Source organism: Bremerella cremea, from assembly GCF_003335505.1.
Classification (GTDB): Bacteria; Planctomycetota; Planctomycetia; order Pirellulales; family Pirellulaceae; genus Bremerella; species Bremerella cremea_A.
In genome coordinates, this window is record NZ_QPEX01000010.1 from 1490480 (window position 1) to 1504392 (window position 13913).

A 13913-nucleotide genomic window follows, 5' to 3' on the forward strand; every position below is an offset into this window, starting at 1 on the left:
GGGTTCTTTTCATTTCTTGGACGGAGGTTTTTGTGATGGGTCAGACGGTTAAAAAGGGTGATGTTTATTCGCGGGTTACCGATAAGATTGTTGCCGATTTGGAGGCAGGGGTGCGGCCCTGGTTCAAGCCTTGGAACGCGGAGCATGCAGCGGGACGCGTGTCGCGGCCGCTGCGGCACAATGGGGAGCACTATTCGGGCATCAACGTGTTGGTGCTCTGGATGGCAGCGGAGGCATTTGGGTTTCACTGCCCTTATTGGATGACGTTTCGGCAGGCTAAGGAGTTGGGCGGGTTCGTCCGCAAGGGGGAAAAAGGTTCGCCGGTCGTGTATGCCAATACGCTCAAGAAGACCGAGACCGATGAGGATGGACAGGAGGTGGAAGCGGAGATTCCGTACTTGAAGGAGTACACCGTTTTTAATGCGTGCCAGGTGGAGGGATTGCCGGAGCATTTTTATGCGTTGGCGGAGCAGCCAACGGAAACGCTGGAGCGGATTGAGCGAGCCGACAAATTCTTTGCGGCGACGGGGGCGGAGATTCGGACTGGGGGCAATCAGGCTTATTATGCGATTGGGGACGACTATATTCGCATGCCGCCGTTTGAGTGTTTTCGGGATGCCGAGTCACATGCGGCAACGTTGGCCCATGAGCTCACCCACTGGACGCGGCATTCTTCGCGGTTGGATCGAGATTTGGGGCGGAAGAAGTGGGGAGATGAAGGGTATGCGATGGAGGAGCTTGTGGCCGAGTTGGGTTCGGCGTTTTTGTGTGCGGATCTGGCGATTACGCCGGAGGTGCGGGGAGGTCATGCCGACTATATCGGTAGTTGGCTGAAAGTGCTTAAGGAGGATAAGCGGGCGATTTTTTCGGCTGCGTCTTATGCGAGCAAGGCGGTGGAGTTTTTGCATGGGCGGCAGCCAGCCCCGGAAGAATAAGGTGCCTCGCAAAATTCGCCAGGCCGCTCATCAGCGGCCTGGCGTCTTTCCTTTCACTTTTTTCATTCTTTAGCCAAGGGTAAAGCTCTTTGAATGACGCCCCTTGGCGAAGGATCTCTTGATCTATCGAATCACGGAATCTCACACCCTGATGCTTGGGGGCATGCAATCACCTAGTTGACTTTGTCCGTCGCCAAGTCTATCAATTAATGACTGACTTGATTTACTGCTAGATCAGAGGCGTTTTTTATGCTTTATGACAGATCACGCGAAATCGAGAGCCGACTTGACGACATTTTGCACCTGATTCGGGCTGGCGGCTATTCGACGCCTAAGCTAGCGGAAGCATTGGAGGTATCAGTGCCTACAGTTTCGCGGTCCGTCAAGGTCCTCAAAAATAGAGGATATGCGATTAAGGCCCAGCGGCGAGGAACTGAATGGCATTATGTGCTGGCCAATGAAGCCGAAAACGTCGACATATCACATGAATGAGGTTTGCTCGGACACAGAAAGAGTCGAATGATGGCGAGAGCTTGAATTTATGAATGCTGACATCCTAAAACGTGTGGTTCGAGCAATCGCCGAGGGCTCCCAGGGCGACCTGGATTCGCTTGCGCGCACGATCGTGGAATCCGAGCGAAGAATCGGCCATACCCGACTCGCCAATCAGCTGGAAAACATCTTGTCACGGTCTCGCAGCAAACGGCATCCGGATGCTTCTTCCCGGGAATTGAGCGAACTTCCCACCAGTCGCCGACACGGTGAGTCGCTCCTGACTCTCATGCCAAGAGAATCCCTAGAGCACCACATGGTGCTGCCTCGGGAGATCGAGGTACGCTTCGCCCGAATCGAACAGGAGTTTGCTGCCCGGGAAAGATTGGGGGCTTACGGGCTAAAACCGAGAAAAACGGTTTTGCTTTACGGTCCCCCTGGCTGCGGCAAATCGCTAGGGGCAAAGCGATTAGCTTGGAATGTTGGATTACCACTCTTGAAGGTTCGGTTCGACGCCCTGATTTCATCGTTCTTTGGAGAATCTGCCAGCAATCTGCGATCAGTATTCGATGCCGCGCGGGAACGACCTTGTGTACTATTGCTCGATGAGTGTGACTTTATCGCTCGGTCGCGGGCAAATTCGAAAGATATCGGAGAAGTCAATCGGATCGTCAACTCGCTTCTCACCTTGATGGAAGAATACGATGCCCCAGGACTACTGGTTGCAACAACCAATATCGAAGAGTCCCTAGATGCTGCCCTATTCCGGCGATTTGACGATGTCTTTCTTGTTCCAACTCCTGGCCCGGAGCAGATAGAAGAACTCTTGAAGACTCGCTTATCTTCTGTCGCAACCGCGAAAGACATTCGCTGGCACAATCTCATTCATTCGCTAGAAGGAGCCTCTGCCGCGATGGTCTGCAAGACGGCCGAAGAAGCAGCGAAGTCTGCCGTTCTTGCCGGCAAGAAGATTGTTACCAGTGAGTATCTCGAAAACGCCATCGCCGACCAAAAGAGGTCTGAGTTTCTGAAGGAAGGTTAAGCGGAATGCCCGGTAGCCACGACTTTGAGTATCTCACTCTCATTCGGCGGGAAGAAGGTCCTGCTCGCTATGGTCAGCCCAGATTTCGGGAAAGCGATCAAACCCGTGCAAATCGGGACGATCGCCCAAAACACTCCGCCCATCTGGGGAGCCAGGTTTCTGCGGTTACGTCTTTCTGGAATGGCGAACGGCAAAAGCGAGAATACAACAATCTACCGCCCGTCGGTGAAGGTATTCCGCTGCTGCTTCAAATCGACGAATCCTACGACGTAGATTCCCTCCGACACTATTTTCAGTTTGAAGTAGTCTCGGAACAGGACGACGGCTTTGTCATTGTGGCATCTGAAGATCGATCGCTTGCTTTTTTTCAGCAGAAACTTAGTGATTTCGTCGGCAGTATTACCGGATCGGCAGGGATCGCCAAAATTCATGAACTAGAGACTGACTTCACGCAAGAAGACCGTCTCAAGAGAATTCTGTCAGATACGCTCTTCGCTGAACTGCCCAAGTTAGACGGGGATGCCCCGTACATTGTCGATATCAGTATCTCTTGTCAGGGCAACATCGAGTTGCCCAAAAAGCCCAAGCGAGGCCGCATGTTAGACAAGACATGGGCCAAGAAAGAGGCAGAGTGGTCGGAAGCACGGGCAAGGGCTTATGAGCACTGGGATGAGCTCAAAGATGAACGAATGGAAACCATCCAGGAGTTTATCACGTTCTACAAGGGTGAGATTCTCGGCGACGCCGCCCCAAACTCAGACGCTCCGCCAGACTATTTTGAGCTTCGTCTTCGCCTGCCTGCCCGGGGACTTAAGGATCTCTTGCTTAACCATCCCTATATCTTCGAAGTGGTCGAACCGGAAGATATTGAATTACCCCAAGGCCATACACGACAGCTCGAAGATATTGCCGCCCAGCTTACTCTCAATCCCCCAGCCGCCGATGCCCCGCGGGTCTGTGTAATTGATAGCGGTATTCAAGAAGAACACATTCTGCTTTCACAGGCAATCGAGAAGGACGCTTCCTATTGTTTTCTACCTGGCATTTCACCCGCTGACGTGGCGGATTACGTAGTCAACGGAGGACATGGCACGAGAGTGGCCGGTGCGGTGCTTTACGGCAACATGATTCCGGACCGCGGGTCCATTGACCTTGAAACATGGATTCAAAATGCGAGGGTTCTCGACGACCATTGTCGTATGCCGGTCGCCCTATTGCCTCCCGCCCTCATCCGCGAAGTGGTAAAACATTTTCACGAAGGTCCAAGCCAAACCCGGATCTTCAATCATTCGATCAATGCCGATATGCCGTGCCGCCGCCGGCATATGTCTGCCTGGGCTGCTGAAATCGACCGGCTTTCTAACGAGTATGACATTTTGGTTATTCAAAGTATCGGCAATCTTGCGATGACCAGTCCTGCTCCCAAGCTCGGAGTCTTCGAGCTTGTCAATGGTGGCAAAGACTATCCTGACTATTTCACAGAAGCTTGTTCTCGCTTAGCCAATCCTTCCCAGAGCTTCCAAGCTTTGACTGTCGGATCAGTCGGTCATGGTGCCTATGAAAATGGCGGTTGGAGAAGCTTCAGTGCTCGTAAAGGTGATCCCTCCGCGTTTAGCCGTGCGGGTCTTGGAATTTGGAATTCGATCAAGCCGGAGGTGGTTGAGTTTGGTGGCGATTTCCTCCGCACAGCGGGTGCATCACCGAGCGTCTCGGCTCCATCTCATGCGAAAGACTGTTATCCTTCGCTTGTCCGTTCGACGCTAGGTGGTGGCCCAGCGTTTGATCGCGATGACATCGGAACATCCTTTTCGGCACCAATGGTCACGCGAATCGCTTCGCGACTTGCAGCGATACTACCTGAGGCCTCATGCCTACTTTATCGGGCATTGATTGTGCAATCGGCCCGTTGGCCGGATTGGGCCGGGGCACTTCGTGCGGAAGAGAAAGCCGCATTGATTTCACGCATCGGCTATGGCGTTCCAAACATTGAGGTTGCCACAACAAATAACGACTTCAGGACGACCTTTATCACCAATCAAGAACAGGAAATCAAACAGGGCGAATGCCATATTTACCAAGTGCCTATCCCTGCGTCCGTCCGGGCGGCAGGATCTGATTACTCAATTCGCGTCGATGTGACACTGTCGTATGCAGCTGAACCCCGCCGAACCCGCATGGGACATCGTGGTTACCTTTCTACGTGGCTCGACTGGCTGAGCAACCGTCGTGAAGAATCACTTGACTCCTTCATTTCCAGAGCCGTCAAAGATGATGAGGATGCAATTCGCGAGGGAGTGAGTTTTCCGTGGATGATCCATGCCCGTTCATCCGATGGCCAAGTCCCCAATGTGAGACGAAATATCGGTACACTCCAGAAAGATTGGGCAATTATCCGGTCGAATCAACTACCGCAAGATTTTTGTATTGCCGTCCGCGGGCACAAGGGATGGAGTACCGACCCCGATAATATCGCCAATTACACACTAGCCGTCACCTTCGATATCACGGGGAAAGAAATCGCCATTTATGATCCTTTTCGCGTTGCCGTTGAAGAGTTGGAAGCAGAGCTGGGTATCGGCGAAGCCGAGGCGGAGGTCTTCATCTAGGAAGACTTTCGGTGCATGCATACCTTTAACAGCTTGTAGGTCAAATTTTTTCTTCCTTGTCTTTTACAACAATCGATAGGGCTATAAGTCGGTTACGGAACCAATCGCTGTAGAAACATAGAAATGCTAGGATCGCTAAATCCACGAGACTAAGAAGGACTTTAAATCCGATAGCTGCGACGCTAACCCTGAGTATCTGCTGCGAAACCAGCGAAAGAATACCCCACGTGAATACAAACCAAGTCCAGGCTTGCTCGCCGCGTTTTACGGTGACGGTTGCATCAGATGGTTTCAATTCCCGAAATAGTGCGTAGATGAAGGCGGCAACCAAAATGACATGATAGATCGTCAGCCAGATCTCATCTCGAAAAATGCATGTTAACATCCAGTAAATTCCTAATTCCTGTCGTTTAAATTGCTCTAGTACCCCTGTCCTCAGCGAACAGGGACGATCAATGTGACTGCTTATCTTTAGGCAGATAGATGTTGCCTCGACGCTTCACCAGGGCAACTGACTCACTTCCTATATTAAAACGAGGAATTGAACGCATGTGCATCTACTGGGAGATGCACAGACTTGTTGGGCGTCCTCAAGCATTGGTGATCTCATATGTAATCATTTTGTTCAAGATTAAATGGCACAACTTTTCGCCTGCCTCCAACCTATTTAGATTCTGCTTTCTGTGATAGCCAGTTGAATTCGCTTGCCTGGCACTCTCACTCGTGGCATTGTCACTCCAGATAACAGATTTTATCAGCAGCGTAACGCTCGGATGAAGTCAACCAGGAAGGAGCCGACTTATGACCACCCTACTCGCCCCGGATGATATTGCAGCACCCTCAGACTTCTTACCTCCGATTTTGTCCGGCCAGCAGACGATCGAAGTTCAAAGGAAGGTTGAGCGGTTCTACCTTTCTCTGGACGAAATGCTTGAGCGGTGGATTGCCAGACGGCAAAGCTGCCATACCCAGCGGGCCTACCGGCAGGACATCGAGTCCCTTTTGAAGTTCTTGGGTATTCGCTGGCCAGAAGACAGCCTTCAACTACTCCGACTTTCGGTCGCCGATGTTCAGGCATGGCGAGATCAGCTCATTGCCGAGGGAAAAGCTCCTAAGACATTGAATCGGCGGGTTTCGTCGGTTTCCAGCTTCTTTAAGTATCTTCAGGGAGCGGCGGCGGAGTTGAGGCTGCCGATTACTGTGCCGAATCCAGCTCATGCTCAGTTTATTTCGAGGGCTTCAACCGATCCGGTCCACGAAACGAAACATCTTTCAGCCACGCGTGCCCGGCAACTAATGGGACTGCCAGCGGGACAGTCGCTCGTGGACTATCGTGATCGAGCGATTTTGAAATGGTATGTCTATAGTGGCGTCCGGCTGAGTACGGCGTGTCGGTTGAACGTAGACGATTTTCATATCGATGGAGAAGAAGCGACGGTCCGCATTGTTGAAAAGGGAGATAAGCGTCGCACAATTGGTCTTCACTTCGCTGCGGCAGAAGCACTCTCAGAATACTTGAAAGAAGCCGGGATTGAGGACGGTCCGATCTTCCGGCCCCGGAAGGGTCCTAATACAGACAAGCTTTCGGACGATCGCCTGTCCGAAAGCGGGATGCAACATATCGTACGGAGCTACCTGAAGAGACTCCCCAGTGGTCTAGCAAAATCGGGTGACGGCATCTCGCGGTGCGTTTACAGTACTCACAGCCTCCGTGCGACAACGGCAACGTTGCTACTTGAATCTGGCGTCGATATCCGAAAAGTACAGGAACTTCTGGGGCACAGGCACATCACCACGACAGAGATTTATGACAAGCGTAGGCGTTCCACCTCGGAAAGTGCCAGCCACGACATGCCGGTCTGACTCCGCCGTGGGTCAGGTCTTGATTCCTGATCGCATCAAAATCCTACGAAATAGTCTCGATCAGCCACAGGGCACCGTCGAGATCCAGGTAGTCTCTGGCTAAGCCTTGGACAAGCAACGTATCATCAACCAGGTAGTCGAATTTGTTGATGTGCTTGAACGGCAACTCCTCCGCCAACTGAATGGCATTTGGAGTTGACTTGGCATAAGCAGAGAATTTTTCGGTCGCTTCGGTTTGGGAACATGCCAACTCCAAAGCTACATGATGATCCACGGGGCGTAGCTTTAATACTTCCGCAATTAGCATTAATGCTCGTTGAGTTCTCGTGCCAGTCCAAGTGAACCAAAGAATCTTATTGGGTGACAACGCCACTATTGAGCCTTTCGCGATGTCACTGAATGCCGCAGCATTTCTGGCGTTTTGAAGTAATCGACTGGCGGTGGAATCGAGGTAGGACACTGGCGAGGACGCCAACAGTACCTCTCGCATTTTTTGACGAACCCTTTCGTGGATATCGCCACCATTGGGCAGAAACCTTGGGGGAGCTTTGCCTGGCGACGAACGTACGAGAATCACCTTCTGCTCATCGTCAATGGCTACAACCTGCCACCGACGCCCCGCAAGGAGAAGGTGGTCGTTCACTTGTGGAAGTGACTCAACTGGCAATCTGCCAATTGTTTCGCTTCCGGCAATTACGTTGAATTCGATGGGGGCTTGGAAAGCACTGTAGAACGAGTAGTGCCCCACGACTTTTTCGCCATCGGGAGCTAGAATGAGATCGCCCTGCGACATCTGCTCTATTATTTGGCGTTTTCCGAGTCCGCGTAGGAGCTCGCTAAAGACATTCGGCGGCATTGATCTGAAGCCGCCACGCCGACAAAGGCGTTCAAAGATTACGCCGGCCTGACATCCGCCGGTTTCCGCCAACGTACTGAGAATCTGTTGCGTGAGTGTGCTAAGGTCCCAAGACACCAGTCGTGGTGGTTCAACCCATCGAGGCCTACTTAGCAGCAATTCGGACAAAGCGATAGCTTGAAGCAAATCAAGATGAAGACGGTCCGTTAGTTCGGATTGTTCATCAACATCTTCCTCCCGTATGTAGAGTCGCATTCGTTGAGGCTCGCCTTTCTTCCGACCGCTTCGCCCCAGGCGTTGAACCAGAGAATTCACCGAATATGGCGGATCGACTTGACCGACGGATCGTACGTTTCCGATATCGATACCTAATTCCAGAGTCGATGAACAGACGGTAGTCCTCGGACGCTCCTTCTGCATCTCCTGTTCAGTGTACTCGCGAATCTCTTTGCTTAGCGAGCCGTGATGCACAAGAAATTCCTCAGGTAGGTTCTTGGCTCGACATTGTGAATTGAGCTCATCGGCGAACCATTCAACATCCGACTTTCTATTCGCGAAAATCAGATTCTTGTGACCTGAAAAGTGTCGAAACATGTCCTGCGGCATGGCACCGGTCGACTTGTACGATTCGTCAGCTGAGCAGGAAGTGTGAGCATCAGGCTTGGAGATCGTGTAGGCGTGAATCTTGTAGAGTAACTGCTTTCCTTCGTCCTTCGCCGAGATGAGTGATACTTCGCGATCCCTATCAGGTCGCATCCATTCGGCGTAGTCTGAGAAAGCGTTGCCCAAAGTCGCGGAAAGCCCAACTATTCGAAAGTCGTGCTCCACATATCGCCGCAATCGGAAGAGGAGACTCCTTAAATGTGTCCCTCGAACATTTCCAATCAGGGCGTGAATTTCATCGATGACGACATACTTGAGTCCGCGAAACACGGAAGGTAGTCGCGTGTTTCGATTGATCATTAGCGACTCAATCGATTCAGGCGTAATTAAGAGCACACCGGACGGTTTCTCCATCAGCCGATTCTTTTTGCCTGCATCGACATCACCGTGCCAACGGTGAACATCGATCTCGGCACGCTGACATAGATCTTCCAATCTTCCAAATTGGTCATTGATGAGTGCCTTGAGGGGGCCAACATACATCGCCTGAACCGATGGTGTGGGATTCTCATGAACCTCCGAGAGAATCGGCAGGAATGCCGCTTCCGTTTTTCCCGCAGCTGTGGCCGCCGAGATGAGGACATCAGCGTTACTTTTCAGTATCGCGTGAATGGCCTCTTCCTGGATAGGGCGTAGGCTCGGCCATTTCATGTCCCACAATTTCTGTTGGATCGGACGTGCCAACAGACTGAACGCGTGGTGGCGGCTCACAGCTTAAACCCGCTCATCTCGTCATCGCCGTGGAACTCCACTTCGTCGTCAATTGAGTAGTCTGGAGAATCATCCAGTTGAGGATAGGAAAAGTCCCCCAAGTGATCTTGCCATGTTTTCGCTGGGTACTGTTCGACCATATTGATAAGACCGACAAACCCCTTGGCAATATCGCGCGGGCGTTGGAAGTATTCGGCGCCCATTTGTGATTGAGAACCTTTCAGGTACTGAACCAGTGCTTCGTCGGGAACGCACTGTTTTCCGGGATCACCGCCACTATGGACGTTACGGATATTTACTAAAAGAACAAAGCAATCTTCCGGCTTGAGTTGCTCTAGCTTAATAACAGGGGATGCGAAGTCTTGCTGCCCTTCGCTCGCAAATCGATTCGGAGCCAACCGCGTTGCCAATGCCTCGTAGCTGTACAATCCCCGCCGAGGATCTTCCATGCATTCATCCGTGCCCGCAAACAGAAACGCCAAGCCTTCCACTCGCCCCTGAAGGCAATCGTTGATAATCCTAAGAATGGCTTCGTAATTCCGATTCCTTGCAGAGGTATTGGAAAGTCGATGTGACAGCACAACTAGCTCGTCAATGTTTACCATCAGTCCGGCGTAGCCGACGATGCGTACGAAGGAGGCAAACAGTTTCAAATAGTCGTAGAAACCGGCGTCATCAATGATAGATCTAACGCCGAGTTCTTCTCGAGCCTCCGTTTTTGTGCGGTATTCGGCCCGCAACCAACGAAGAGCAGCCCCTTGCAGCACCTCGTTGTGAGCCAAATACCCTTCGTAATACTTCGTCATTACCGTAACGAAGTCGAAGCCGCTCACCAAGTCTTGCAAGGGACGAAGTCTCTTGCCAAATTCTTTCTTGACATCCTCATCGGTTCCTCCCCCTGAGCGAATTTCATGGTCCACTTCGCCGATCCAACGCTCCACAACATTGGCCAGGGCGTTTCCATCTGGCCGTGACCGCGTTGATAGGTTTCGCATTAGCTCACTGAAGAGCGATTGAGCTTGTCCCCCTGTACCATACAGACGCCGTTCCGTCGTGATGTCCGCTTGGGCAACGACGAATTTTCGTTGCTGAGCAACGCTGCGAATAAGATTAAGAAAGAACGTTTTGCCGCTACCATACCTTCCGACAACAAACCGAACTGATGCAGCACCTTCTTCGACAAGTTTCAAATCGCTAATCAGAGCATCAACTTCGCGAAGGCGACCGACCTGGATATGTTGGAGGCCAATTGCTGGCACTACCCCAGCACCTAAAGACTGAAGAATAGCATTTCGTTCACGAGCGGGTATCTTCTTCACGTTAGTTGATCTCCTCCAACAGGTCCTGTCGTATCTGAATTGGGTCGCCTTCCTCAATGATCCAATCGCCAAAACGATCGGTCGACCATTCATTGATGGCTTCGATTGCACCTGCCAGCATCAAGTTATGGGACGACGCCAACTGCCTCAAATCGCCTTCCTGCCATTCATCCTTGGCGAGAGCGGCTATCAGAAACGGTCGATAACGAGCGTCAATATCAATCACTTCACTGCTATTTACAGACGCCTCGACGGCGGGCGATTCGTCACGCGTTTCCGGGGCCGGTTCAGGCACTGGGTATTGGTCTTCATCCTCATCCACTTCAGACATTGCTTCTTCTAGAATCCCAGCAACGGCACGCGTTTCTGAAAGGATTCGCGAGATTTCATTGTGATCGAGCCGTAGCTCGTTGTCTGAACTAACTGGTTGAGTAGCGGTAGTTGCCTTAGATGCCTCATGTTTTGCAATTAGATCGTCCAAGTCCTTCGTGTCGAGTTCCAGTAGCCTATACGCTTTACGAAGTGCCTTGACTTCGTCGTTCGTGATCACTTCATCCGCGGCAGCGATCCCGACGAGGTACTCGCCGACGACCAAGCGATGTTCACGCGAAAGTCGCTTTGCCAAAGTCTTCCCAATTTTGTTGTCACCGGCCTGGGAGTGGAGCAGCAAGTATTGCAGGCATTCGAGTCGCTTCGAATCGAACTCCGAAAGGTTGAATTGACCTTCCAGATGGCTGGAGATGAACTGCAACTCCACATCGTCAACCGTACCGTCAGCTTCGGCAATGGTCGCTCCTAGACGCAAAAGTGCAGAAGCTGCCATATACTTGGCGGTATCCGACGTATCATTCTCACGAAAGAACAGGATGACTTTTTCGTCCCAGCGATAATTGGTCCCTGTCATCCGGGTATCTGGCTCCAGGGCTAACCCCATAGTGTCCGCCGTCTGAAGGATCTTAAGACACTGAGCCTTTGTCAAACGCTCCCGTTCGGGAATTCCCTTCACTTTAGCGAGCACTCCCACAGGAACGAGCGGGCGATACTCCTCGTCGACGTGTTCCTCCCAGGCTTGCATCCAAGCATCCATTTCGGGATGGTCGCCTTGACGCAACTCTGGTGGCAAGGCCTCGTAAGCTTCGGACGTAACTTCGCCACCGGCATTCTTTGCTGCCCGGCTAAAGGCTTTCAAGTGATCAATCGATTCGTTCCAAATCTCAATCAACACGCGGAACTGCGAAGATATCGCCAGTACGTCTGGCATTCTGGGCAATTCAACATGGTCGGAAGCACCATATCCCCGCATGAGTGAAGAACTAGCTGGCTGATACGCCACCCGTTTCTCGCGTTTGCTTGCATTGAGCGTAATGCCTTCGCCGTACTTTTCCCGGTAGCGTGTGTCGAAAAGTGAGCGGAATTCTTCGCGATGCCGGCGAACGATTACACTGGATGCTGAGCGTCCATCGTTCTCACAAACATGAAACGCCGCGTCGGCCGGAAGCGGCTTCTGAGCATTGAAGAGGATTGTTAAATAACGCTCAACGAGTTCGTCATTCCAGCGTGGCGTTGCACGAATCGCTTCGTTCAAGAGGGCGTCCGAGATGACTTCCGACTTACTGGCCAAGAGAAGTGATAACCAAAGCAACCCACATGCATACCTTCGAAACGAATTTGAGTATCCGTAGATCGGCAATAGCCGCATTACCTCTTTGGCTACGACTATTCGATCGGCTTGATCAACTAATACACGTCGTTCGAGGCCATAGAAATAGATGAAAACGAAGCCGAGTTCGACGCTGGGGTCGGATTTACCTGTAGCCAGCCAATCCAAGTACACAGACCGTTGGGCGGGGGTACAGTCGTAGTAACTGGGCCAATAAGGAAGCGAGCCTCGCACGAGAGATCCAGCACGAGCAACAATCAGCGTTGTATCAACTAGTGAGGCATCAAACTCCCCATGTTTGGCGATATCCGAAACGTATATCAACGGATCGCGAATAACACCGCGGCCAAAATTGACCTCCGTTCCAATCCCCAGAAAATTGCACCCCGATTTAAGATTATTGGGATTGGGGCGCGACTGCGAACCTTTTTTGGAGATCGAGTCCAGCCAGGAGTTTCGTCCTAGCGTCTGTGGCTTTTCTGGCCGCGATCTCGGCCGGGGCAGCGGAGTTTCCGATCGGCGGCTATTGTCGGGGATAACTTCCACTAATTCATCGTCAGCTCGTCCTGATCGAGCCGTTTGGCGGTTTCGTGGGCTTTTTGTGCGGTTCGTAGGCGGCGAGGTAATTTGGTCTTGTGGTTTGACATCGGACACCGCCACGACAAGTTCGTCTAACTCATCGTTGGATTTCTGAATTGAATGAACGATTGTTTCAATGAAACGGAGAATCGATTTCCATTTCCAGATTGATACCTCAGTCGCCAATGCTGCGATCAACCAAAAAAGTGCTATGCCAAAGCCTTGCCACAGAGCCAAACCCAAGAAGGCCGCGACATGGAGAGCCCCGACACCGGCCAATACTGCAATTACGGTGCTGTTATCGTCGGGCTCACCCAGTTTCGGTTCGGGAGCGGTGAAAATCTCGTTGCAATACGAACATCGGATCTGTTTTCCGACGAACCTGGGCTCAAATTCGAGTTCCGTTCCACAATTGGGACACGGCGAGATTGACATAATACGGCCTCAACGGAAAGCTCGGATTGAGAAGACATAAAGGTGGGTTGATGCCATTCTAATGGGTGGAAAAGGAATTTTGTAGCGAGCAGGCGTTCCACGATGTGGCGAATCCGGCGGAAAGCACAGAAGCCACCTCTACCTTCGCAACGCGCCCCCCCAGAAAGCCGTTTACACTTGGCATTTGTGCTGCTATCTCTTTCGACTGACGGAGCGTTAGACCTCCAAGAACATGCGATTTTGGCTTCGTATTCAGCTAAAAGCCTCCCAGTCTGTTGGGAGGGCGGCGGAATACAACACCGCGTGCGGGAATACGCCGCGAGCCGGTTTTTGGCTGTCTAAACCTCCCGGCACCTGCCGGCAGCTCCGTCAATGCTTGATGGAGGCGAAAATGACGGATCTAAAAGAGGTGACCGAATTTGATCGGCAGGTCGGTTTACGGCTGCTTGAGATTCGTGAGCGTCGCGGAATCTCCGAGGAAAAAATCGCTATGCTGCTGTATCCGGACGTGACGGTCCACGATCTTCGCGACTACGAACGGGGTCTAAAGTCCATTTCCCTTTCGCTGCTGCCTCGTCTCGCGGAAGCCTTGGGAGTTCCCCTATTCGTTTTCTTTCCCGAGGTTCCGGTTGTGAGCCCGGCTGATTGGTGCCTTCTCCACGATTATCGACGACTCGATGAAACAAGCAGAACGGGCATCCGTCGTTGGATTGCTTTTCTTTTGGCCGACATTTCGCCAGTGGACTGATCTC

Annotated in this window: 10 protein-coding genes; 6 read left to right on the forward strand and 4 right to left on the reverse strand. The window is 51.9% G+C overall.

Annotated elements, in window-relative coordinates; genetic code table 11:
* Window positions 1–35: 35 nt before the first annotated feature.
* The 4 genes from DTL42_RS07140 to DTL42_RS07155 all read left to right on the forward strand — a co-directional run bounded on the left by DTL42_RS07140 (window position 36) and on the right by DTL42_RS07155 (window position 5075).
* Window positions 36–935 carry an ArdC family protein gene (locus tag DTL42_RS07140; RefSeq protein ID WP_114367941.1) on the forward strand — a complete coding sequence of 300 codons (900 nt, stop codon included), beginning with the start codon at window positions 36–38 and terminating at the stop codon, window positions 933–935.
* Window positions 936–1184: 249 nt separating this feature from the next.
* Window positions 1185–1427, forward strand: coding sequence for an ArsR/SmtB family transcription factor (locus DTL42_RS27075; protein ID WP_114367942.1), 243 nt, complete (start codon window positions 1185–1187; stop codon window positions 1425–1427).
* Window positions 1428–1476: 49 nt separating this feature from the next.
* On the forward strand, window positions 1477–2469 hold the full coding sequence (locus DTL42_RS07150) for an AAA family ATPase (protein ID WP_114367943.1): 993 nt from the start codon (window positions 1477–1479) through the stop codon (window positions 2467–2469).
* A gap of 5 nt (window positions 2470–2474) precedes the next feature.
* Complete coding sequence (locus DTL42_RS07155; RefSeq protein WP_114367944.1) at window positions 2475–5075, forward strand: S8 family peptidase; 2601 nt, start codon at window positions 2475–2477, stop codon at window positions 5073–5075.
* A gap of 40 nt (window positions 5076–5115) precedes the next feature.
* Here the strand turns inward: DTL42_RS07155 and DTL42_RS07160 are convergent, their stop codons facing one another.
* Window positions 5116–5460 carry a hypothetical protein gene (locus tag DTL42_RS07160; protein WP_114367945.1) on the reverse strand — a complete coding sequence of 115 codons (345 nt, stop codon included), beginning with the start codon at window positions 5458–5460 and terminating at the stop codon, window positions 5116–5118.
* 416 nt (window positions 5461–5876) lie between these two features.
* On the opposite strand from DTL42_RS07160, the gene DTL42_RS07165 reads away from it, so the two are divergent.
* Window positions 5877–6938, forward strand: a complete 1062-nt coding sequence (locus DTL42_RS07165) for a tyrosine-type recombinase/integrase (protein WP_114367946.1) — start codon at window positions 5877–5879, stop codon at window positions 6936–6938.
* A 43-nt stretch (window positions 6939–6981) separates the two neighbouring features.
* Here the strand turns inward: DTL42_RS07165 and DTL42_RS07170 are convergent, their stop codons facing one another.
* Genes DTL42_RS07170 through DTL42_RS26925 form a run of 3 tightly spaced genes read right to left on the reverse strand, consistent with a single transcriptional unit; the run spans window position 6982 to window position 13161 of the window.
* The gene (locus DTL42_RS07170) at window positions 6982–9108 is read right to left on the reverse strand and encodes a DEAD/DEAH box helicase (RefSeq protein WP_114367947.1); all 2127 of its coding nucleotides are present in this window, start codon (window positions 9106–9108) and stop codon (window positions 6982–6984) included.
* Between the two features lie 56 nt (window positions 9109–9164).
* Window positions 9165–10487 (reverse strand): ATP-binding protein, encoded by a 1323-nt coding sequence (locus tag DTL42_RS07175; protein ID WP_199590045.1) that lies wholly within the window; start codon window positions 10485–10487, stop codon window positions 9165–9167.
* A 1-nt stretch (window position 10488) separates the two neighbouring features.
* Entirely contained in the window at window positions 10489–13161 is a 2673-nt protein-coding gene (locus DTL42_RS26925; RefSeq protein WP_114367949.1) for a TerB N-terminal domain-containing protein, read from the reverse strand.
* 391 nt (window positions 13162–13552) lie between these two features.
* On the opposite strand from DTL42_RS26925, the gene DTL42_RS07185 reads away from it, so the two are divergent.
* Window positions 13553–13909, forward strand: coding sequence for a helix-turn-helix domain-containing protein (locus DTL42_RS07185; RefSeq protein ID WP_158545269.1), 357 nt, complete (start codon window positions 13553–13555; stop codon window positions 13907–13909).
* Window positions 13910–13913: the final 4 nt, after the last annotated feature.